Source organism: Hydrogenophaga sp. PML113, assembly GCF_001777155.1.
Taxonomy (GTDB): domain Bacteria; phylum Pseudomonadota; class Gammaproteobacteria; order Burkholderiales; family Burkholderiaceae_C; genus Hydrogenophaga; species Hydrogenophaga borbori.
The window spans coordinates 371,516-393,797 of the sequence record NZ_MIYM01000004.1 but is presented as its reverse complement, the minus strand read 5'-3'; the positions used below and the strand labels follow the sequence as shown (position 1 = coordinate 393,797).

Annotated in this window: 19 protein-coding genes; 13 read left to right on the top strand and 6 right to left on the bottom strand. The window is 69.5% G+C overall.

Features of this window, described 5'->3' with window-relative positions; translation table 11 throughout:
- Window positions 1-2: 2 nt before the first annotated feature.
- On the bottom strand, window positions 3-2,066 hold the full coding sequence (locus tag BHU06_RS10305) for a ribonuclease catalytic domain-containing protein (protein WP_070399073.1): 2,064 nt from the start codon (window positions 2,064-2,066) through the stop codon (window positions 3-5).
- A gap of 27 nt (window positions 2,067-2,093) precedes the next feature.
- Entirely contained in the window at window positions 2,094-2,732 is a 639-nt protein-coding gene (locus BHU06_RS10300) for a YqiA/YcfP family alpha/beta fold hydrolase (RefSeq protein WP_254668149.1), read from the bottom strand.
- Between BHU06_RS10300 and rodA the strand changes: the two genes are divergently transcribed.
- From rodA to BHU06_RS10270, 6 genes are all read left to right on the top strand, one after another.
- Window positions 2,731-3,888, top strand: a complete 1,158-nt coding sequence (gene rodA, locus BHU06_RS10295) for a rod shape-determining protein RodA (RefSeq protein WP_070399072.1) — start codon at window positions 2,731-2,733, stop codon at window positions 3,886-3,888. The genes BHU06_RS10300 and rodA overlap by 2 nt on opposite strands.
- Window positions 3,885-4,835 (top strand): NAD(P)-dependent oxidoreductase, encoded by a 951-nt coding sequence (locus BHU06_RS10290; RefSeq protein WP_070399071.1) that lies wholly within the window; start codon window positions 3,885-3,887, stop codon window positions 4,833-4,835. The genes rodA and BHU06_RS10290 overlap by 4 nt, the downstream gene beginning before the upstream one ends.
- Window positions 4,836-4,872: 37 nt before the next feature.
- The gene (gene tldD, locus BHU06_RS10285; RefSeq protein WP_070399070.1) at window positions 4,873-6,333 is read left to right on the top strand and encodes a metalloprotease TldD; all 1,461 of its coding nucleotides are present in this window, start codon (window positions 4,873-4,875) and stop codon (window positions 6,331-6,333) included.
- Window positions 6,330-7,691, top strand: a complete 1,362-nt coding sequence (gene chrA, locus BHU06_RS10280) for a chromate efflux transporter (protein WP_070399069.1) — start codon at window positions 6,330-6,332, stop codon at window positions 7,689-7,691. The genes tldD and chrA overlap by 4 nt, the downstream gene beginning before the upstream one ends.
- Window positions 7,692-7,901: 210 nt before the next feature.
- Window positions 7,902-9,035 (top strand): 3-deoxy-7-phosphoheptulonate synthase, encoded by a 1,134-nt coding sequence (locus BHU06_RS10275; protein WP_070399068.1) that lies wholly within the window; start codon window positions 7,902-7,904, stop codon window positions 9,033-9,035.
- 77 nt (window positions 9,036-9,112) lie between these two features.
- The gene (locus BHU06_RS10270) at window positions 9,113-9,433 is read left to right on the top strand and encodes a hypothetical protein (RefSeq protein WP_070399067.1); all 321 of its coding nucleotides are present in this window, start codon (window positions 9,113-9,115) and stop codon (window positions 9,431-9,433) included.
- Window positions 9,434-9,449: 16 nt separating this feature from the next.
- Here BHU06_RS10270 and mpl read toward each other — a convergent pair whose 3' ends face one another.
- Window positions 9,450-10,907: a UDP-N-acetylmuramate:L-alanyl-gamma-D-glutamyl-meso-diaminopimelate ligase gene (gene mpl / locus BHU06_RS10265; protein ID WP_070399066.1), complete on the bottom strand. Its 1,458-nt coding sequence runs from the start codon at window positions 10,905-10,907 to the stop codon at window positions 9,450-9,452.
- 40 nt (window positions 10,908-10,947) lie between these two features.
- On the opposite strand from mpl, the gene BHU06_RS10260 reads away from it, so the two are divergent.
- The 7 genes from BHU06_RS10260 (at window position 10,948) to BHU06_RS10230 (ending at window position 17,190) form a co-directional block, all read left to right on the top strand.
- Window positions 10,948-11,559 carry a hypothetical protein gene (locus BHU06_RS10260; RefSeq protein WP_070399065.1) on the top strand — a complete coding sequence of 204 codons (612 nt, stop codon included), beginning with the start codon at window positions 10,948-10,950 and terminating at the stop codon, window positions 11,557-11,559.
- A 5-nt stretch (window positions 11,560-11,564) separates the two neighbouring features.
- Entirely contained in the window at window positions 11,565-12,092 is a 528-nt protein-coding gene (locus tag BHU06_RS10255) for a TlpA disulfide reductase family protein (protein WP_070399227.1), read from the top strand.
- A 174-nt stretch (window positions 12,093-12,266) separates the two neighbouring features.
- Window positions 12,267-12,731 (top strand): acetyl-CoA carboxylase biotin carboxyl carrier protein, encoded by a 465-nt coding sequence (gene accB, locus BHU06_RS10250; protein ID WP_070399064.1) that lies wholly within the window; start codon window positions 12,267-12,269, stop codon window positions 12,729-12,731.
- A 13-nt stretch (window positions 12,732-12,744) separates the two neighbouring features.
- Entirely contained in the window at window positions 12,745-14,094 is a 1,350-nt protein-coding gene (accC, locus tag BHU06_RS10245) for an acetyl-CoA carboxylase biotin carboxylase subunit (protein ID WP_070399063.1), read from the top strand.
- Window positions 14,084-14,998 (top strand): 50S ribosomal protein L11 methyltransferase, encoded by a 915-nt coding sequence (gene prmA / locus BHU06_RS10240; RefSeq protein WP_070399062.1) that lies wholly within the window; start codon window positions 14,084-14,086, stop codon window positions 14,996-14,998. Before accC ends, prmA begins: the two co-directional genes overlap by 11 nt.
- Window positions 14,999-15,033: 35 nt before the next feature.
- Complete coding sequence (locus BHU06_RS10235) at window positions 15,034-16,272, top strand: zinc-ribbon and DUF3426 domain-containing protein (RefSeq protein ID WP_070399061.1); 1,239 nt, start codon at window positions 15,034-15,036, stop codon at window positions 16,270-16,272.
- Window positions 16,273-16,290: 18 nt separating this feature from the next.
- Complete coding sequence (locus BHU06_RS10230) at window positions 16,291-17,190, top strand: carbohydrate kinase family protein (protein WP_070399060.1); 900 nt, start codon at window positions 16,291-16,293, stop codon at window positions 17,188-17,190.
- A 67-nt stretch (window positions 17,191-17,257) separates the two neighbouring features.
- On the opposite strand, the gene BHU06_RS10225 is transcribed toward BHU06_RS10230, so the two are convergent.
- The 3 genes from BHU06_RS10225 to BHU06_RS10215 all read right to left on the bottom strand — a co-directional run bounded on the left by BHU06_RS10225 (window position 17,258) and on the right by BHU06_RS10215 (window position 22,247).
- Window positions 17,258-17,776 carry a histone H1-like DNA-binding protein gene (locus BHU06_RS10225; protein WP_083293152.1) on the bottom strand — a complete coding sequence of 173 codons (519 nt, stop codon included), beginning with the start codon at window positions 17,774-17,776 and terminating at the stop codon, window positions 17,258-17,260.
- 220 nt (window positions 17,777-17,996) lie between these two features.
- Entirely contained in the window at window positions 17,997-19,208 is a 1,212-nt protein-coding gene (locus BHU06_RS10220; protein WP_070399058.1) for a ribonucleotide-diphosphate reductase subunit beta, read from the bottom strand.
- Between the two features lie 147 nt (window positions 19,209-19,355).
- A complete protein-coding gene (locus BHU06_RS10215) occupies window positions 19,356-22,247 on the bottom strand; it encodes a ribonucleoside-diphosphate reductase subunit alpha (protein WP_070399057.1) in 2,892 nt (963 codons plus the stop codon).
- Between the last annotated feature and the right edge of the window lie 35 nt (window positions 22,248-22,282).

Below are 22,282 nucleotides of genomic sequence, written 5' to 3'. Positions count from 1 at the left end.
GATTATCCGTTCTGCGTTCCGTCGGGGGGCGTTTCGGCCGCCGCGGCCTCGTCCAGGTCGATGGCCAGCGCCACCGGGGCGCCCAGCGGCTCTTCCTCGTCCTCCTCGGCCTCGGACTCGAGCGCCGCGGGATCTTCCACCGGCTGGTCGAGCCGCTCGATGACCGTGCCGCTCAGCTCCAAGGTGATGTCGTCGATGGCCCCCAGCCGGATCCGCAGGTGGGCACCGCGCAGCAGGCCATCGGCGCCCAGCACCGGCAGCACCAGGGGCAGGGTGTCGGCGCGCACCAGGCCGTCCTTGATGAGCGTGGCGGTGAGTTCGGTGATGCCGTTCTGACGCAGGTACTGCAGCGTCCAGTAGCGCTCCATGCCGCCCTGGAAGCCGTTGTAGGCGGTGTGGGCGGCGTCGAAGGCGCTGACCACGGCGAGCAGGTTGGCGTCCTTGGGCTTGAAGGGCGCGGCCAGCGCGGCGGTCTTGCCGTGGCGCGCGCAGGCCACGATCTGCCACTGGTTGACCAGGTCGACGTAGCGGCGCAGCGGCGAGGTGGCCCAGGTGTAGGCCTTCACGCCGATGCCGGCGTGCGGCAGGGCCTTGGTGCCCATGCGCACCTTGATGCCCGGCAGCAGGCTGGCCTGGCTGCGGTAGATGCCGGGCACGCCGCACTCGGCCAGCCACAGGCCCCAGGTCTTGTTGGCCAGGATCATGGCCTCGGCCACCATCAGGTCCAGCGGCGCGCCGCGCGAGCGCGTGCCGATGAGCACGCGTTCGTCGCCGGCGGGTTCGTCGCCCTGCACGCCTTCCAGCTTGAAGGTGTAGTCGGGGCGCGCGAAGGTCTCGGGCTTGCCGCGCGCGATTTCGCGCTGCGCCTTGTGTTCGCGCGCGAAGCGGTGCAGGAAGACCAGCGCGGGCTGCAGCCCGGCCAGCTCGGCCGGGGCCTGGGCGTTGGCCTCGCCGGCGAGCCAGGCCTCGGTGACGATCGCGTCGAGCCGGTCGTGGCGCAGGTTGTGGGCGATCGGCACGCGCTCCAGCGCGGTGCGGCTGGGGCCCACGGCCAGCGTGGCCTCGTCGATCTCCACGTACAGCGAGACGGCCGGGCAGTCGCGTCCGGCCTGCAGCGTGTAGGCGTCGACCACCGCGTCGGGCAGCATGGTGATCTTGTGGCCGGGCATGTAGACGGTGGACAGGCGCGTGCGCGCGAGTTCGTCGAGCGGGTCGCCCGGCGCGATGGCCAGGCCCGGCGCCGCGATGTGGATGCCCAGCGTGACCGTGCCCGAGCCCAGGCCCTGCACGGAGAGCGCGTCGTCGATCTCGGTGGTGGCGGAGTCGTCGATGGAGAAGGCCGCCACGGCCGCCAGCGGCAGCGCCTCGGCCACCGGCGGGGCGTTCAGCGCAGGGAAGCCCGTGCCTTTGGGAAAGTGCTCGAACAGGAAGCGCTGCCAGTGGAACTGGTAGGCGCTGCGGATGGCCCCAGCCTGCTGCAGCAGCACCAGCGGCGCGGTGTGGCTCAGGCGCGCGGCCTCGACCACGGCCTTGTATTCGGGGCCGTTCTTGTCGGGCTTGAAGAGGATGCGGTAGAGCTGCTGGTGCACCGGCTCGGGGCAGCGGCCCGCCACCAGCTCGGCGGCCCAGGCCTCGATGCGGGCCTGCAGCTCTTTCTTCTTCTCGATGGCGGCCAGGGCCTGGGCCACGATCTCGGGCGGGGCCTTCTTGAAGCGGCCCTTGCCGGCGCGGCGGAAGTAGTGCGGCGCGTTCTGCAGCGTGAGCAGCGCGGCCACCTGCTGGGCGGTGCCGGCCTGGGCGCTGAAGTACTCGCGCGCCAGGTCGGCGAAGCCGAACTCGTCCTCGGGCGCGAATTCGTAGGCGAGTTCGAGCTCCATGCCCTCGGCCAGCGCGCCGGCCTCCTTCAGGAGCTCGGCGGGCGCGGGTTTCTCGAACCGCAGCAGCGCGTTGGCCGCTTTCACTTTCACCCGCTTGCCGGAGTCGAGTTCCACCTGGAGGGAACTGTCGGACTCGGACAGCAGGCGGCCGGTCAGGAACTTGCCGGCCTCGTCGAACAGGATGTGCATGGGCGCGATTGTCCCATCCCGCCCGGCTCAGGCCAGCCGCAGGAAGCCGAACACCGCGTCCATGTGGGCCTCGAAATCGCTGATCGCGTGGTCGCCGCCTTCCAGCAGGCGGATGCCGCCGCCCGCGCAAAAGGCCTGCATCTCGCGCCAGTCCAGCACCTCGTCGCCCTTGGCGATGAGCGCGAACAGGCGCTCGGGCGTGGCCGGCGAGGCCGGCGACAGGCGCGCGATGTCGCTCTCCAGCGCCCGCAGTTCGTCCACGAAGCCGGGCTCGAAGAAGAAGCGCTCCTCGGGGTTCTGCCAGGTGGTCTGTTCGCCGATGTGGGCGGCCAGGTCGCGCGCGGGGTGGGCCGCGGGGTTGAGCAGCACCGCCCGGCAGCCGGTCTGCAGGGCGAACCAGCGCGCGTAGAACCCGCCCAGCGAGGACCCCACCACCGCCGTGCGTTCGCGCGGCCAGTCGGCCGTGGCCTGGCGGATCCATTCGGTGGCGGCGCGCGGCGACGGCGGCAGCTGGGGGCACCACCAGGTCACGGCGGGGTGCGCGCGGCGCACGCGCTCGCCCACCAGGCGGGCCTTCATCGACAGGGGGGAGGACCGGAAGCCGTGCAGGTAGAGCAGGTGGGTGGTGGGGAGGGGGTGCATCGACTGAGGATAATCGCGGTCCATGGCCGTCGTCCTCGACAAACCCAGTCTGCTGCAGCGCGCGATCCCCTTCATGCGGGGCTTCGACTGGCCGCTCATCGCCATCATCTGTTTCATGGCCGCCCTGGGCCTGGTCACCATGTACTCGGTGGGCTTCGACCACGGCTCGCGCTTTTCCCAGCACGGCCGCAACATGCTGATCGGCGCCACCGTCATGCTGGTGTGCTCGCAAATCCCGCCGCAGCGCCTGATGAGCCTGGCGCTGCCGCTCTACCTGGTGGGCGTGGCCCTGCTGCTGGGGGTGGAGTTCGCCGGCATCATGCGCAAGGGTGCCCAGCGCTGGCTCGACATCGGCGTGACGGTGATCCAGCCCAGCGAGATCATGAAGATCGCCATGCCCATGATGCTGGCCTGGTGGTTCCACCGCCGCGAAGGCCAGCTCAAGCCCATGGACTTCGTGGTCGCGGGCGGGCTGCTGGCCGTGCCCATCGGCCTGATCCTGCTCCAGCCCGACCTGGGCACCACGCTGCTGGTGCTGGCCTCCGGCCTGGCCGTCATCTTCTTCGCCGGCCTGAGCTGGAAGCTGATCGTCCCGCCCGTGGTGCTGCTGGGCATCGGCGTGGTGGTGCTGATCTTCAATGAATCGTCCTGGTGCGCGCCCGGCGTGGATTGGCAGGTGCTGCACGAGTACCAGCGCCAGCGCGTGTGCACCCTGCTGGACCCGACCACCGACCCGCTGGGCAAGGGCTTTCACATCATCCAGGGCATGATCGCCATCGGCTCGGGCGGCGTCTGGGGCAAAGGCTTCATGCAGGGCACGCAGACCCACCTGGAGTTCATTCCCGAGCGCACCACCGACTTCATCTACGCCGCCTTCTCCGAGGAGTTCGGCCTGGTGGGCGTGCTGGTGCTGCTGGCCGGTTTCACCGCGCTCATCGGCCGCGGGCTGGTCATCGCGGCCGAGGCGCCCACGCTGTTCTCCCGCCTGCTGGCGGGTGCGCTCACGCTCAACATCTTCGTCTACGCCTTCGTGAACATGGGCATGGTCAGCGGCATCCTGCCCGTGGTGGGCGTGCCGCTGCCGTTCGTCAGCTACGGCGGCACCGCCATGGTGACCATGGGCGTGGGCCTGGGCATGCTGCTGGCCATTTCGCGCGCCAAGCGACTGGTGCCCTCATGACCGGCGCACCGGAGCGCAGCGGCGATCACCCCGTGGCCGTCATCGGCGCCGGCCTGATGGGCGGTGCCATGGTCGAGCGCCTGCGCGAGCGCGGCTGGGCCGTGGTGGTGCGCGACGTCGACCCCGCCTGCGCCGAACGCGCCCGCGCGGCCGGCGCCACGGTCTGCGCCAGCGCGCGCGCCGCCACCGAGCGCCTGGCCGACGGCGGCATGCTGGCCCTGGTGGTGGTGGACGCCGCGCAGTGCCGCGAGGTGCTCTGGGGTGAGCAGGGTGCCGCCGCCGCGCTGCGGCCGGGCCAGACCCTGCTGCTGTGCCCCACCATCGCCCCCGAGGACACCGAAGCCATCGCGGCGCGGCTGGCGTCCCAGGGCGTGGACACCATCGACGCTCCCATGTCCGGCGGCCCGGCCCGGGCGCGCGCCGGCACCATGAGCCTGATGCTCGCCGGCCCCGAGGCCACCCTGCAGCGCCACGCGGGCCTGCTGGCCGACCTGTCCGACAGCCAGTTCCGCGTCGGCGCCCGCGTGGGCGACGGGGCGCGCACCAAGCTGGTGAACAACCTGCTGGCGGGCATCAACCTGGCGGGCGCGGCCGAGGCCCTGGCCCTGGCCCAGCGCCTGGGGCTGGACCTCTCGCGCACGCTGGACGTGATCGAGCGCTCCAGCGGCCAGAGCTGGATCGGCTCCGACCGCCTGCGCCGCCGGCTGGCTGGCGACACGGCACCGCGCGCCCACATGAGCCTGCTGGCCAAGGACACCCGCCTGGCGGTGGCGGCCGGTCGGTCCACCGGCCATGAGGGCGTCCTTGGCCCGCAGGCCGCCGCGGTCTTCGCCGCCGCGCTGGCGCAGGGCATGGCCGGCCAGGACGACGGCGCGCTGCTCGACTGGATGCGCGAGCACCCGGCGGGATGGCCCCCGCCGAACCCTCCGACGGAACCAAAGCCCTGAGGCCCACAGGCGGGCGGGCGGTTCCTACAATGCCCGGATGATCGCCCGCGAACCCACCCTGGCCCGACTGGCCACCGCCGAGCAACTGCTGCTCGAACCCTTCGGCCTCACCACCGCCCACCTGCACCAGGCGCTGGCGGAGATCCGCTCGCACGGGGTGGACGATGCCGATCTCTATTTCCAGGCCACGCGCAACGAGGGCTGGAGCCTGGAGGAGGGCATCGTCAAGACCGGCAGCTTCCACATCGAGCAGGGCGTGGGCGTGCGCGCCGTCAGCGGCGAGAAGACCGCCTTCGCCTACTCCGACGACCTGTCCTGGGACTCGCTGCTCGACGCCGCGCGCACCGTGCGCAGCATCTCGGGCCAGGGCCAGACGAAGAAGGTCAAGGTGGCGGCGCCCAAGGTCGCCCCCTCGCGCTCGCTCTACGCTGGCGTGGACCCCATCGCTTCGCTGGACAGCACCGCCAAGGTGGCGCTGCTTGAAAAAGTGGAGCGCCTGGCGAAGGCCAAGGACCCCCGCGTGGCCCAGGTGATGGCCGGCCTGGCCGCCGAGCACGACGTGGTGCTGGTGGCGCGCGCCGACGGCACGCTGGCGGCCGACGTGCGCCCGCTGATCCGCCTGTCGGTCACCGTCATCGCCGAACAGAACGGCCGGCGCGAGATGGGCAATTCGGGCGGCGGTGGCCGCTTCGGCCTGGCCTACTTCGACGACGCCATGGTGCAGTCCTACGTGGACGAGGCGGTGGAGCAGGCGCTGACCAACCTCGAATCGCGCCCCGCGCCCGCGGGCGAGATGGTGGTGGTGCTGGGCAGCGGCTGGCCCGGCATCCTGCTGCACGAGGCCGTGGGCCACGGCCTGGAAGGCGACTTCAACCGCAAGGGCAGCAGCGCGTTTGCCGGCCGCATTGGCCAGCGCGTGGCCGCCAAGGGCGTCACCGTTCTCGACGACGGCACCATCGCCGATCGCCGCGGCTCGCTCAACGTCGACGACGAAGGCCATGTGTCGCAGCGCAACGTGCTCATCGAAGACGGCATCCTGCGCGGCTACATCCAGGACGCCATGAACGCACGCCTGATGGGCGTCAAGCCCACCGGCAACGGCCGGCGCGAGAGCTACGCCCACACGCCCATGCCGCGCATGACCAACACCTACATGCTCGGCGGCGACAAGCACCCCGACGAGATCGTCGCCAGCATCAAGAAGGGCCTGTACGCCACCAACTTCGGCGGCGGCCAGGTGGACATCACCAGCGGCAAGTTCGTGTTCTCGGCCAGCCAGGCCTTCTGGGTCGAAAACGGCAAGATCCAGTACCCCGTGAAGGGCGCCACCCTGGTGGGCAACGGCCCGGACGCGCTCACGCGCGTGAGCATGATCGGCAACGACATGAAGCTCGACAGCGGCGTGGGCACCTGCGGCAAGGAAGGCCAGAGCGTGCCCGTGGGCGTGGGCCAACCCACGCTGCGCATCGAGGCCCTCACGGTCGGCGGCACGGCTTGAGCGCGGGCGCGCCAGGGCCGGTGCCGTTTGGCGAGGCCCTGCGCTTCTGGCTCAAGCTCGGCTTCATCAGCTTCGGCGGCCCGGCGGGGCAAATCGCGGTGATGCACCGCGAACTCGTGGAGCAGCGGCGCTGGATCAGCGAGCGGCGCTTCCTGCACGCGCTCAACTACTGCATGCTGCTGCCCGGCCCAGAGGCCCAGCAACTGGCCACCTACATCGGCTGGCTGCTGCACCGCACCTGGGGTGGCATCGCGGCGGGCGCGCTGTTCGTGCTGCCCTCTCTGCTGCTGCTCATCGCCCTGAGCTGGGCCTACCTGGTGTATGGCCAGGTGGGCTGGGTGGCGGGCCTGCTCTATGGCATCAAGCCCGCCGTGGCGGCCATCGTGGTGCAGGCGGTCTGGCGCATCGGCGGCAAGGTGCTGCGCTCGCCGCGCCGCGCGCCCTGGCTGTGGGCCATGGCGGTCGGCAGCTTCGCCGCCATCGCCGTCTTCCAGCTGCCGTTTCCGCTGGTGGTGCTGTCGGCGCTGGCGCTGGGCTGGCTGGGCGGGCGCTTCGCGCCCTCGCAGTTCCTGCCCGCCGGCGCCCAGGCCGCGGCCTCGGCGGCACCGGCGCCCGCGCCGCCTGTGGCGCTCATCGACGACCACACCCCCCCGCCGGCGCACGCGCGCTTCTCGCGGGGCCGCTTGGCGCGCGTGCTGCTGGTGGGCGCGCTTCTGTGGGCGCTGCCCATGGCGGCGCTGCTCGCGTGGCAGGGCGCGCAGGGCGTGCTGGGCGCCATGGGCCTGTTCTTCTCCAAGGCCGCGCTGCTCACCTTTGGCGGCGCCTACGCGGTGCTGCCCTACGTCTACCAGGGTGCCGTGGTGCAGCACGGCTGGCTCAGCGGGCCGCAGATGATCGATGGCCTGGCCCTGGGTGAAACCACGCCGGGGCCGCTGATCATGGTGGTGGCCTTCGTCGGTTTCCTGGGCGGCTGGCACACCGAGGTGCTGGGCCCCGATGCGCGCTTCTGGGGCGCGGCGCTGGCGGCGGCGGTGGTCACCTGGTTCACCTTCCTGCCCTCGTTCGTTTTCATTCTCGCGGGCGGCCCGCTGGTGGAAAGCACGCATGGGCAGGTGCATTTCACCGCGCCGCTTACCGGCATCACGGCGGCGGTGGTGGGTGTGATCGCCAGCCTCGGCGTGTTCTTCCTGGCCCATATCGCCCGGCCCTTGCCTGGCGGACCGGTCGATGCCGCCGCGCTGGCGATCGCCGCGCTCGCGGCCCTGGCGCTGGTGCGTTTCAAGCTCGGCGTCATCCCGGTGATCGCGGCCTGCGGCGCGTTGGGGGTGTTGCTCAAAACCAGCGGCTGGGCGGGCTGAGGGGCGAGCGCCTCAGGCCCTGTGCTACATTGCGTGCCATGCCTTCGCGCGCCGTTTACTTTGCTTTTTACTTTTGGTTCTCTGTCCCCGGCGGACGAGAGGCGAAGTCGTAAGCGCGCCAAGCATCTCGAACAACAACCGCCGGAGCCTCAAGCCCGGCGGTTTTTTTTCGCCCCATCCATTTTCTCTAGACCCACCCAGGAGCCCGTGATGAACGCCAAAGCCACTTCCGCCGCCAGCGACGCCTGGTATGCGCGTCCGCTCGACAAGACCAGCGAGACCGACGACCAACGCATCCAGAAGATCACCGTGCTTCCCCCGCCCGAACACCTCATCCGCTTCTTCCCCATCGCCGGCACGGCGACGGAAGACCTCATCAGCCAGACGCGCCAGCGCATCCACCGCATCCTGCACGGCAAGGACGACCGGCTGCTCGTGGTCATCGGCCCGTGCTCCATCCACGACCCCGGCGCTGCCCTGGACTACGCGCGGCGCCTGAAGAAGCTGCGCGAGCAGCACGCCGATACGCTGGAAGTCGTGATGCGCGTGTACTTCGAGAAGCCGCGCACCACGGTGGGTTGGAAGGGCCTGATCAACGACCCCTACCTGGACGAGAGCTACCGCATCGACGAGGGCCTGCGCATCGCGCGCCAGCTGCTGATCGAGATCAACCGCCAGGGCCTGCCGGCGGGCAGCGAGTTCCTTGACGTGATTTCGCCGCAGTACATCGGCGACCTCATCAGCTGGGGCGCCATCGGCGCGCGCACCACCGAGAGCCAGGTGCACCGCGAACTGGCCTCGGGCCTGTCGGCGCCCATCGGTTTCAAGAACGGCACCGACGGCAACATCAAGATCGCGACCGACGCCATCCAGGCGGCGGGCCGCGGCCACCATTTCCTGTCGGTGCACAAGAACGGCCAGGTCGCCGTCGTGCAGACCAAGGGCAACCGGGACTGCCACGTGATCCTGCGCGGCGGCAAGGCGCCCAACTACGACGCCGTCAGCGTGGCCGCCGCCGTGAAGGACCTGGAGGCGGCCAAGCAGGTGCCTCGCCTCATGATCGATTTCAGCCACGCCAACAGCAGCAAGCAGCACGAGAAGCAGCTCGACGTGGCGCGCGACGTGGGCGCGCAGATCGCGGGCGGCTCCCGGTCCATCTTCGGCGTGATGATCGAAAGCCACATCGAGGCCGGCGCGCAGAAGTTCACCCCCGGCAAGGACGACCCCGCGGCGCTGCAGTACGGCCAGAGCATCACCGACGCCTGCCTGGGCTGGGACGATTCGGTGCAGGCGCTGGAGATCCTGTCGCAGTCGGTGCAGGCCGCGCGGCGCCGCGCGGGCTGAGCCGCCCAGGGGTTTGCGCCGTGCCGCGCCCCGGCGCGCGGCACAATGGCCTGACAACACGCCTTGCGGAGACCCACATGCGCAGCCAAGTCATCATCACCTGGGGCGAGCCAGCCACCTACCGCATCGACCTGGAAGAGGTGCAGCCCATGCCGCACGACCAGGCGCGGCACTGGCTGGACGAGCAGTTCACGCGGATGGGCTGCGAGCCGATCCGCCCCACGGGCAAGGTGCTCACGGCCGACAAGATCCTGTGCATCGCGCAGGCCGCTGGCCAGCCGCGTTTCCAGGACGCGGCGCACCGCGACTGGGCCCTGGCCTTCGCGCGCGCGGCCAGCGCGGCGCTGGCCAAGCCGCTGGTCACGGTGGATGTGCCGGCGCAGTCGCTGAGCTACTGAGTCCGACGCGCGGGCATCAGCCGGCGAGCGCCTTGAGCAGGCGCTCGTGGATGCCGCCGAAGCCGCCGTTGCTCATGCACACGATGTGGTCGCCGGCCTGGGCGGCCCGCACCACCTGGTTCACGACCGTCTCGATGTTCGCGCCGACCTGGGCGCGCGCGCCCATGGGGGCCAGCGCTTCGGCAGCGTCCCAGTCGAGCCCGCCCGAATGGCAGAAGGCCAGGTCGGCGTTTTCCAGGCTCCAGGGCAGCTGCGATTTCATGGTGCCCAGCTTCATGGTGTTGCTGCGCGGCTCGAACACCGCCAGGATGCGCCCGCGCGGCTGGCCCAGTCGGCGCGCCAGGCCGTCGAGGGTGGTGCGGATGGCCGTGGGGTGGTGCGCGAAGTCGTCGTAGACCGTGATGTCCCCGCCCGCGCGCGCCACGGCGCCGCGCACCTCCATGCGGCGGCGCACGTTCTGAAAGTGGGCCAGCGCCTGCGCGGCCTCGGCCGGCGGCACGCCGAGGTGATCGGCCGCGGCGATGGCGGCGAGCGCGTTGAGCTGGTTGTGCACGCCACTGAGCGCCCAACGCACGTGGCCAACCGCCTGGCCGCGGTACAGCACGGCGAAATCGTGCGGCTCGCCCTGCGCGGTGAAGTCGCTCACGGCGGCGCCGAAGCTGCGCAGCTCGCTCCAGCATCCTTGGTGCAGCACGCGCTCCAGGCTGTCCTCCAGGCCGTTGACCACCACGCGGCCGCTGCCCGGCACGGTGCGCACCAGGTGGTGGAACTGCCGCTCGATGGCCTTGAGGTCGTCGAAGATGTCGGCGTGGTCGAATTCGAGGTTGTTGAGGATGGCCGTGCGCGGGCGGTAGTGCACGAACTTGCTGCGCTTGTCGAAGAAGGCGGTGTCGTACTCGTCGGCTTCGATGACGAACGGGGCCCTCACGCTGCGCCGCTGCCCCGCGGGAAGGCCGATCCCGCCCTGGGACGGCCCTGCGGCGGGATCGGCCTGGCCTTCGCCCAGCCGCGCTGACACGCCGAAGTTCATTGGCACGCCGCCCACCAGGAAGCCGGGCTTGTGCCCGCAGGCCTCCAGCACCCAGGCCAGCATCGAGGTGGTGGTGGTCTTGCCGTGCGTGCCGGCCACGGCCAGCACGTGGCGGCCCTGCAGCACGTGCTCGGCCAGCCACTGCGGTCCGCTGGTGTAGGGCGCGCCGGCCTCCAGGATGGCCTCCATCAGCGGGAACTTGGGGGTGCCGTCCGGCAGGCGCGCGCGGCTCACCACGTTGCCCACCACCCAGATGTCGGGGTTCAGCGCCATCTGGTCGGCGCCGAAGCCTTCGATGAGGTCGATGCCCAGCGCGCGCAGCTGGTCGCTCATGGGGGGGTAGACGCCGGCGTCGCAGCCGGTCACGCGGTGGCCCGCCTCGCGGGCCAGGGCCGCGACACCGCCCATGAAGGTGCCGCAGATGCCCAGGATGTGAATATGCATCCGCGGATTCTAGGTTTTGCCCACGGGGCACAATCCCCGGATGCTCTCGCGAGACGACACCGCCGCCGAGATCGCCGCCGTGGCCGCGCGCCTGGTGGTCGACGAAGGCCAGGACTACGCCGCGGCCAAGCGCGCCGCCATCCGCCAGCTGGGCCTGCCCGCCCGAACCCCGCTGCCCGACAACGACACGCTGGAAGCGGCCGTGCGCGAGCACATCGCCGTGTTCTGCGCCGACACCCAGCCGGCCGAGCTGCGCGCGCTGCGGGAACTGGCGCTGGTCTGGATGGATCGACTCCAGGCCTTCCGCCCCCACCTGGGCGGCGCCGCCTGGCACGGCACGGCCACGCGCCACAGCGACCTCCACATGCACCTTTTCTGCGACGACCCCAAGCAGGCCGAATGGGCCTTGATCGACCACAAGGTGGACTACCACCCCGGCACGGCCAGCGGCTGGCGCGGCGAAGCCGTCGACGCCCTGACCGTGCGCACCCGCAGCGAGGCGCTGGGCCAGTGGGTGCTCCTGCACCTGCTGGTGCACGACCTGGATGGCCTGCGCGGCGCGCTCAAGCCCGACAGCCAGGGCCGCAAACCGCGCGGCGACGCCACCGCGCTGCGCGAGCGCCTGATCGCCGAGGCGGGGGAGGGCGCCTGATGGCCATGAAGATGCAACGCCGCCACTGGCTGGCAGGGGGCGTGGCCCTGGCCGCGGCCGGCGCCGGCGCCTGGTGGGCCGACCGCCGCCTGAGCCCGACCCCGGTGCTCGACGGCGCCGAGACCGCTTTCTGGCAGACCGCCTTTGAAACGCCCGAGGGCGGTTCACTGGCCGTGGCCAACTGGCGCGGCAGTCCGCTGCTGGTGAACTTCTGGGCCACCTGGTGCCCGCCCTGCGTGGAAGAGCTGCCGCTGCTCAACGCCTTCCACGAAAAGCAGGCACCCAAAGGCTGGCAGTTCCTGGCCCTGGCGGTGGACCGGGCAGAGCCGGTGCGCCAGTTCCTGCAGCGCCTGCCGCTGCGCTTTCCCGTGGGCATGACCGGCTTCGCCGGCACCGAGCTCAGCCGTTCGCTGGGCAACGCCACCGGCGCCTTGCCGTTCACGGTGGTGTTCGGGCCGGACGGCCGCGCCGTTCACCGCAAGATCGGCCAGGTCCACGAGGCCGACCTGAGGGCATGGGCCGGATCGGTCTGACGCGCTCAACGCGCATCAAGCGCGGCCATCTTCAGTGAATTTCGGCAGGATGGCCGAACGGGCGCGGTTCGGCCCTTCGTGTACACTGCCCCACCCTTTGGCGGCTTGGGCATCTCTATTCTGTGAAATAGAGAGCATTTAGTACCAATTTCGCCGAACTTCGTTGGAGAAATCATGGATTTGCGAAAACTCAAGACGCTGATCGATCTGGTGTCGGAATCGAACGTGTCGGAGCTCGAGATCACCGAAGCGGAAGGCAAAGTCCGCATCGTCAAGGCCACCCCGGCCGTGATGCCCGCCCCCATCACCTACAGCATGCCGCCCATGCAGGCCCCCGCAGCCCCGGCCCAGGTGGTGGAGGTGGCTTCGCCTGCCGCTGCGCCGGCCGCGCCCGCGCAGCCCGCCGGTCACACGGTCAAGTCCCCCATGGTCGGCACGTTCTACCGCGCCTCGGCCCCGGGCGCCAAGCCGTTCGTCGAGGTCGGCGACACGGTAAAGGAGGGCGACACCATCTGCATCGTCGAGGCGATGAAGATCCTCAACGAGATCGAGGCCGACAAGAGCGGCACCGTCACCCAGATCCTGGTCCAGAACGGCCAGGCCGTCGAATACGGCCAGCCGCTGTTCGCGATCGAGTGAGGGCCGCGCACCCATGTTCAAGAAGATCCTGATCGCCAACCGGGGCGAGATCGCGCTGCGCATCCAGCGCGCCTGCCGCGAGATGGGCATCAAGGCGGTGATGGTCTATTCCGAGGCCGACCGCGACGCCAAGTACGTCAAGCTGGCCGACGAGGCGGTGTGCATCGGCCCGGCGCAATCGGGGCAGAGCTACCTGAACATGCCCGCCATCATCTCGGCCGCCGAGGTGACGGACGCCGAAGCCATCCACCCGGGCTACGGCTTCCTGAGCGAGAACGCCGACTTCGCCGAGCGCGTGGAGCGCAGCGGCTTCACCTTCATCGGCCCCACGCCCGACTCCATCCGCCTCATGGGCGACAAGGTGTCGGCCAAGCAGGCCATGATCCGCGCCGGCGTGCCCTGCGTGCCTGGCTCCGACGGCGCGCTGCCCGACGACCCGGTGGTGATCAAGCGCACCGCCAAGGCGGTGGGCTACCCGGTGATCATCAAGGCCGCGGGCGGCGGTGGTGGTCGTGGCATGCGCGTGGTGCACACCGAGGCCGCGCTGCTGCACGCGGTGCAGACCACCAAGGCCGAGGCCGGCGCCGCTTTCGGCAATGCCGAGGTCTACATGGAGAAATTCCTCCAGAACCCGCGGCACATCGAAATCCAGGTGCTGGCCGACCAGCACCGCAACGCCGTCTACCTGGGCGAGCGCGACTGCTCCATGCAGCGGCGCCACCAGAAGGTCATCGAGGAGGCGCCGGCGCCGGGCATCCCGCGCCGCCTGATCGAGAAGATCGGCGAGCGCTGCGCGGCGGCCTGCAAGAAGATCGGCTACCGCGGCGCGGGCACGTTCGAGTTCCTGTTCGAGAACGGCGAGTTCTATTTCATCGAGATGAACACGCGCGTGCAGGTGGAGCACCCGGTGACCGAATGGATCACCGGCATCGACATCGTGCGCACGCAGATCGCGGTGGCCGCGGGTGAAAAGCTGCCGTTCACGCAGCGCCAGGTGCAGCTCAAGGGCCACGCCATCGAGTGCCGCGTGAACGCCGAGGATCCGTACAAGTTCACGCCCTCGCCGGGCCGCATCACCATGTGGCACCCGCCGGGCGGCCCCGGGGTGCGCGTGGATTCGCACGTCTACGCCAACTACTTCGTGCCGCCCAACTACGACTCCATGATCGGCAAGATCATCGTGCACGGCGACACGCGCGAGCAGGCGCTGGCCCGCATGCGCACCGCGCTGGCCGAGACGGTGGTCGAGGGCATCAAGACCAACATCCCGCTGCACCGTGAGTTGATGGTGGACGCCAACTTCGTGGCTGGCGGCACCAACATCCATTACCTTGAAGAGTGGCTCTCGCAACGTGAGCGCTGAACGGCCCGGCGCGACCACGCCCTTCGAGCTGGTACTGGTGGTGCCCGAGGCGGCCATCGAAGCCGTGGGCGAGGCGCTGGACGCGCTCGACGCGCTCAGCGTGTCGGTGGAAGACGCCGATGCCATGACCGAGGCCGAGCAGGCCCTGTTCGGCGAGCCCGGCATGCCACCGCCCAAGGAGGGCTGGCAGCGTTCGCGCGTGGTGGCGCTGTTCCCCGATGAGGCCGGGGCGCGCGAAGCCGCCGTGCTGCTGACCGCGCAGGACTTCTTCGACGGCTGCCGCGTGCAGGGCGTGCGGGCCGTGCCCGAGCAGGACTGGGTGCGCCTGACACAGTCGCAGTTCGAGGCGGTGGAGATCACGCCCACGTTCTGGATCGTGCCGTCGTGGCACGAGCCGCCGGCCCAGGCGCGCGAGGTGATCCGGCTCGATCCGGGCCTGGCCTTCGGCACCGGCACCCACCCCACCACGCGCATGTGCTTGCGCTGGACGGCCACGCACGCGCCCGTGGGGCCGCGCGTGCTCGACTACGGCTGCGGCTCCGGCATCCTGGCCATCGGTGCGGCCAAGCACGGCGCGCGCGAGATCCTGGCGGTGGACATCGACCCGGCCGCGGTGGAGTCCACGCGCCTGAACGCCGAGGCGAACCGTGTGGCGCTGCAGGCCGGCTTGCCCGACGTCGCGAAGGGCGAGCACGACCTGGTGCTCGCCAACATCCTGGCCACGCCGCTCAAGGTGCTGGCACCGCTGCTCTGCGCGCATGTGCGCACCGGCGGGCACCTGGTGCTCGCGGGCATCCTCGCGCGCCAAGCCGACGAGCTGCGCGAGGCCTACGCGCCCTGGCTCGCGCTGGAGGTCAGCGACGAAGAGGATGGCTGGATCCTCATGACCGCGCGCAAGCCTTGAGGTCCGCCCGGCGCGGCCCGCGATAATCGGGTCCCATGAGTTTCACCACCCGCTGTCCGGCTTGCGGCACCGTGTTCCGCGTGGTGGCCGATCAACTCAAAATTTCGGATGGCTGGGTGCGCTGCGGGCATTGCTCCGACGTGTTCGACGCCACCATCCACCTGGAGGCTTGGGCGCCCGCTGCGGGCGTGGCGCCGGTCGCTGTGCCGCCGCCCGCGCCGGGACCTTTGAGCGCCGCGCCGCCGCCCACGGCTGAGCCGGTGCCGGCTGCACCCACGCCGGCGCCGGTCGACACGCCTTCGGTGCCTGACGATGACGACCCGAAGGCTTGGTTCGGAGATGGCCCGCTGGATGCCGCCGCCGCGGCGCCGTCGGTGTCGCCCGCCGCCGAGCCGCCCGTGGTCGCCCCGCCGAGCGCCGCACCGGCGCCCCGCCCGCGGGATTCGCGCGAGGATGAAGACGGTGTCGAGCGGCGCACACCCGCCGATTGGCCCGACTCCATCCAGCCCCCCGATGCGCTGGCGGTGCCCAGCGTGCTGCAGACGCTCGCCGTCGAATCGCGCGAGGGGCCGGAGTCCGACTTCCACGCCGAGCTCGAGCGCTTCGCGCATTCGTCCCGGGCGCCCCTGGTGCCCGAAGCCCCACCGGCCGATGGCGACAGCGATGCGTCGCCCGCCGCGCCAGCCCCTCCCGCGCCCGCCAGCGAGGCGCGGATGGACAGCCGTCCCCCAGCCGATGCCGACGCGCCCGACGCCGAGCCCGGCTTCGTGCGCCAGGCGCGCCGGCGCGCGTTCTGGTCGTCGCCTGGCGTGCGCGTGTCGCTGGTGCTGCTGGCGCTGCTGCTGGCCGCGCTGCTCGGGGGCCAATGGGCCATCCAGCAGCGCCACCGCCTGGTGGCGGCCCAGCCCGCGCTCAAGCCCTTGATCGTGCAGGCCTGCGGCTGGCTGGGCTGCGACCTGGCGCCGGTGCGCCGCATCGACGCCATCGTGATCGACAGCGCCGAACTGGTGCGCCGCCTGGGCAACTTCCACTCGTTCGACCTCGTGCTGCACAACCAGTCGCCGTTGGAGGTGGCGCTGCCCGCGCTCGAACTGACCTTGACCGACCCCAACGGGCTCGTCATCTCGCGCCGGGTCTTCCTGCCGCAGGACTGGCCCGTCGAGACCGCCGCCCTGCCGCCCGGTGGGCGCCTGTCGGTCAGCTTCCGCCTCTCGATTTCGCTCGGCGAGGGCGTGCCCACCGCGGGTTACCGTGCCCTGGTCTTCTATCCCTGAAACCCACCCTCCGACACCATGCCCATCCTCGTTTGCGGCTCGCTGGCCTTCGACACCATCATGACCTTCGAGGGCCGGTTCGCCGACCAGATCCTGCCCGACCAGCTGCACATCCTGAACGTGTCTTTCCTGGTGCCCGGTCTGCGGCGCGACTTCGGCGGTTGCGCGGGCAACATCGCCTACGGGCTGCGGCAACTGGGCGCCGAGGTGGCCCCGCTCGCTGCGCTCGGCAGCGATGGCGCCGACTACCTCGCGCGCATGCGCGAACTCGGCGTGGACACCACCCACGTGAGCACCGTGGCCGACGCCTACACGGCGCAGGCCATGATCATGACCGACCGCGACAACAACCAGATCACCGCGTTCCACCCGGGCGCGATGTCCTTCGCGCACGACACGCCCGTGCCCGCTCGCCAGGACCTGGCGCTGGGCATCATCGCGCCCGACGGCCGCGAGGCCATGCTCTCCCACGCCGCGCAGCTCAAGGCCGCGGGCGTGCCCTTCGTGTTCGATCCGGGCCAGGGCCTGCCCATGTTCAATGGCGAAGAGCTGCTGCGCTTCATCGACCAGGCGAGCTGGGTGGCCGTGAACGACTACGAAGGCCGCATGCTCTGCGACCGCACCGGCCTGTCGCTGGCGGACATCTCCCAGCGCGTGCGTGGCCTGGTGGTCACGCTCGCCGACCAGGGCTGCGACGTGTGGGAAGGTGGCGTGGCCACGCGCGTGCCGGGTGTGAAGGCCGAGGCCGTGGTCGACCCCACGGGCTGCGGCGACGCCTTCCGCGCGGCCCTGCTGCACGGCCTTTCGCAGGGCTGGCCGCTGGCGCGCTGCGCCGAACTGGGCAACCGCCTGGGGGCGCTCAAGATCGCGGTGCGCGGTCCGCAAAACTACACGGTGGACGCCGCGCTCAAAGCCTGACCGCGGGCCGGCAATAAAAAAAGCCCGGTGCTTTCGCACCGGGCCTTCAGATCAACTCAAGGCTGTCTCAGGGCTTGCTGGACGTCGGGAACGGCCAGGCGGCTTGAGGGTTGAGCTTGGTCTGAGCGGCGGGAGCGGCCGCGGGGGCAGGGGCAGCCGGCTTCTTGGCCGGCTCAGCTTTTTTTGCGGGGGCCGCCTTCTTCGCAGGGGCAGCCTTTTTCGCAGGGGCCTTCTTGGCTGCCGCTTTCTTCGCGGGCGCCTTCTTCGCAGCGGCTTTCTTCGCCGGCGCTTTCTTGGCAACGGCTTTCTTCGCCGGAGCCTTCTTCGCCGCGACTTTCTTCGCCGGGGCTTTCTTGGCGGCGACTTTCTTCTTCGCCGGCGCCTTCTTCGCCGCGACTTTCTTCGCCGGGGCTTTCTTGGCGGCGACTTTCTTCTTCGCCGGCGCCTTCTTCGCCGCGACTTTCTTCGCCGGAGCCTTCTTCGCCACGACTTTCTTCGCCGGGGCTTTCTTGGCGGCGACTTTCTTCTTCGCCGGCGCCTTCTTCGCCGCAGCCTTCTTGGCCGGGGCCTTCTTCGCAGTTGCCATTGCTTTCTCCTTGATCAAGTTGCAAAGAGCACTTCAGCCGGTCGGATGGCCGGTGAAGCGATTCAACGTACTGCGGTCAGGTGGATGCATCCACAACAGACCCCAGGTCGCTGAATCCGGGGGTCAGGCCAGTGCGGGCGTCTGCGCGCCCTGCGGCTGTCCTGATGATTCAATTCGTCTTCTTGTTTTCTGGCAATGCGCGAAGCGTCCGGCCGGGACATCAGTCCCAGGACAACGCTCCGCCCGATTGGTACTCGATCACCCGCGTTTCGAAGAAGTTGCGTTCCTTCTTGAGGTCGATCATCTCGCTCATCCAGGGGAACGGGTTCTCTTCGTTCGGGAACAGGGGCTCCAGGCCGATCTGCGTGGCGCGCCGGTTGGCGATGTAGCGCAGATAGCCCTTGAACATGGAGGCATTGAGGCCCAGCACGCCGCGCGGCATGGTGTCCTCGGCGTAGCGGTATTCGAGCTCGACGGCCTTGAGGAACAGCTCCTTGACCTCGGCCTTGAATTCGGCCGTCCAAAGCAGCGGGTTCTCCATCTTGATCGCGTTGATCAGGTCGATGCCGAAATTGCAGTGCATCGACTCGTCGCGCAGGATGTACTGGTACTGCTCGGCGGCGCCGGTCATCTTGTTCTGCCGGCCCAGCGCCAGGATCTGGGTGAAGCCAACGTAGAAGAACATGCCTTCCATGAGGCAGGCGAAAACGATGAGGCTCTTGAGCAGCGTCTGGTCGTTCTCGGGCGTGCCGGTGTGGAAGTTCGGGTCCATGATCGCCTCGATGAAGGGGATCAGGAACTCGTCCTTGTCGCGGATCGACTGCACCTCGTTGTAGGCGTTGAAGATCTCGGCCTCGTCCAGGCCCAGCGATTCCACGATGTACTGGTAGGCGTGCGTGTGGATCGCTTCCTCGAAGGCCTGGCGCAGCAGGAACTGGCGGCACTCGGGCGCTGTGATGTGGCGGTAGGTGCCCAGCACGATGTTGTTGGCGGCCAGCGAGTCGGCGGTGACGAAGAAGCCCAGGTTGCGCTTGACGATGCGGCGCTCGTCCTCGGTGAGGCCGTTCGGGTCTTTCCAGAGCGCGATGTCGCGGCTCATGTTCACTTCCTGCGGCATCCAGTGGTTGGCGCAGGTGGCCAGGTACTTTTCCCAGGCCCACTTGTACTTGAAGGGAACGAGCTGGTTGACGTCGGTCTGGCCGTTGATGATGCGCTTGTCGGCCACGTTGATGCGGCGCTGCGGCGCGGCCTGCTTGGCGCGCTGGGCTTCCTGCGACGGGGACTGCGCGGCGGCCGCGGCAAAGGCGGTAGCGCTGGCGACGGAGGTAGGTGCCTCACCGAAGGATGAGACTTGCAAGCCCGGCTGGCCGGAAGGGCGGGGGCTGTGCGTCGACGTCGAAGATGGCGTTGCGGGTTCTTCCCAGGTCAACATAAGGATCGGTCCGATTCAGCGAATTATCAAAGTGTCTGTGCGAATTGCAAAGCAATCAGGCCACGCGCTCACGAATTCTGTTGCGGTGTTGCATCGAATGATTCGACGTTTCGCACCGCTTCAGGCTTCGATTGCGCGCAATCCGAATCACTGACAGGCCTCGCAACCCGGGTCGTCGATGGCGCAGAACTTCACATCGGTGGCGGGTTCGCTCGCGGCTTCAGCGGCGCTGGCGCTCGCGGCCATCGGCGCGCTCGGCGTCACCGACACGGCATTGAGCTGGCCCGTGCGACCGGTGGATTTCTCCACCTGCGTGGCCGAGGTGGTGCGCAGGTAATAGGTGGTCTTGAGGCCTCGCAGCCAGGCGAGCTTGTAGGTCTCGTCGAGCTTCTTGCCCGAGGCGCCGGCCATGTAGATGTTCAGGCTTTGCGCCTGGTCGATCCACTTCTGGCGGCGCGCAGCGGCTTCCACCAGCCACACCGGTTCGACCTCGAAGGCGGTGGCGTACAGGGCCTTGACCTCCTGCGGCACGCGGTCGATGGGACGCAGCGAGCCGTCGAAGTGCTTGAGGTCCATGACCATCACGTCGTCCCACAGGCCCAGGCGCTTGAGGTCCTTGACCAGGTAGCCGTTGATGACGGTGAACTCGCCGGACAGGTTGGACTTGACCGAGAGGTTGCCGAAGCAGGGCTCGATGGAGGCGTCCACGCCGATGATGTTGGAGATGGTGGCGGTGGGGGCGATGGCCACGCAGTTGGAGTTGCGCATGCCGTCGCGGGCGATCTTCTGGCGCAGCGCGTCCCAGTCGAGGCTGCTGGAGCGGTCGACGTCGACGTAGCCGCCGCGCTCGCGGGCCAGCAGATCCAGGGTGTCGGGCGGCAGGATGCCCTTGTCCCACAGCGAGCCTTTGAAGCTGCTGTAGCGGCCGCGCTCGCGAGACAGTTCGGTGGAAGCCCAGTAGGCGTAGTAGCAGACGGCTTCCATGGAGCGGTCGGCGAATTCCACCGCCTCGTTCGAGGCGTAGGGGATGCGCAGTTCGTACAGCGCGTCCTGGAAGCCCATGACGCCCAGGCCCACCGGGCGGTGGCGCAGGTTGGAGTCGCGCGCCTTCTTGACCGCGTAGTAGTTGATGTCGATCACGTTGTCGAGCATGCGCATGGCCGTGGCGATGGTCTTGCGCAGCTTGTCGTGGTCGATCGCGCCGTCCTTCAGGTGGCGCAGCAGGTTGACCGAGCCGAGGTTGCAGACGGCGGTCTCGGTGTCGCTGGTGTTGAGCGTGATCTCGGTGCAGAGGTTGGAGCTGTGCACCACGCCGGCGTGCTGCTGCGGGCTGCGCACGTTGCAGGCGTCCTTGAAGGTGATCCAGGGGTGGCCGGTCTCGAACAGCATCGAGAGCATCTTGCGCCACAGGTCGGTGGCGGGCACCTTCTTGTAGGGCTTGATCTCGCCGCGCGCGGCCTTTTCCTCGTAGGCCACGTAGGCCTTCTCGAAGTCGGTGCCGAACTTGTCGTGCAGGTCGGGGGTGTTGGAGGGGGAGAACAGGCTCCACTCGCCCTTTTCCAGCACGCGCTTCATGAACAGGTCCGGAATCCAGTTCGCGGTGTTCATGTCGTGGGTGCGGCGGCGGTCGTCGCCGGTGTTCTTGCGCAGCTCCAGGAATTCCTCGATGTCGAGGTGCCAGGTCTCCAGGTAGGTGCAGACCGCGCCCTTGCGCTTGCCGCCCTGGTTCACGGCCACGGCGGTGTCGTTGACGACCTTCAGGAAAGGCACGACGCCTTGCGATTCGCCGTTGGTGCCCTTGATGTGGCTGCCCAGGGCGCGCACGCGGGTCCAGTCGTTGCCCAGGCCGCCAGCGAACTTGGACAGCAGGGCGTTTTCCTTGATGGACTCGTAGATGCCGTCGAGGTCGTCGGGCACGGTGGTGAGGTAGCAGCTGGACAGCTGCGAGCGCAGCGTGCCGCTGTTGAACAGCGTGGGCGTGCTGCTCATGAAGTCGAAGGTCGAGAGGATCTCGTAGAACTCGATCGCGCGGGCTTCGCGGTCGATCTCGTTGAGCGACAGGCCCATGGCCACGCGCATGAAGAAGGCCTGCGGCAGCTCGATGCGCGTCTTGCGCACGTGCAGGAAGTAGCGGTCGTACAGGGTCTGCAGGCCGAGGTAGTCGAACTGCAGGTCGCGCTCGGGCTTGAGCGCGGCGCCCAGGCGGGCGAGGTCGAAGTTCAGCAGGTCCGGATTGAGCAGCTCGGCGTTGACACCGCGCTGGATGAACTCGGGGAAGTAGTCGGCGTAGCGCTGGGCCATCTGCGCCCGCGGCACTTCCTGGCCCAGGATCTCCTTGACGATGGTGTGCAGCAGCAGGCGCGCGGTGGCGTAGGTGTAGTCGGGGTCCTTTTCGATCAGCGTGCGCGCGGCCAGGATGGCGGCCTTGTAGACCTCGTCCATGGGCACGCCGTCGTACAAATTGCGCTTGGTCTCGGCGACGATGGGGTCGGCCTTGACGTCGGCGCCCAGGCCGGCGCAGGCGTCGGTGATCAGGCGGGTGAGGGCGTCGATGTCCAGCGGCACGCGCTGGCCGCCATCGAGCACGTGCAGCTGGGGCTCGGCGGCGCGCGCGGTGGCGGCCTGGGTGGCGCGCTCGGCGGCGCGGCGCTCGCGGTAGAGCACGTAGGCGCGCGCGACTTCATGGTGGCCGCTGCGCATCAGGCCGAGTTCGGCCTGGTCCTGCACGTCCTCGATGTGGAAGGTGCCGCCGCCCGGACGCGAACGCATGAGGGCGCGCACCACGACCTGCGTCAGCTGGTCCACCGTTTCGCGCACGCTGGCCGAGGCCGCGCCCTGCGTGCCGTGCACCGCCAGGAAGGCCTTCATCATGGCCACGGCGATCTTGCTGGGCTCGAAGGGCACCACGGCGCCATTGCGCCGGATGATCTGGTACTGGGCGTAGGCGGACATGGAGGCCGTGGCGGTGGAGGGCGAGACGCCGGGCGCGGATGTCGGGACGTTGGCGGCGGGGGACTGGGGGGTGGCTGCGCTCAGCATGGTTCCTCTCGATTCAGGATTTGTTCTCGGTGATC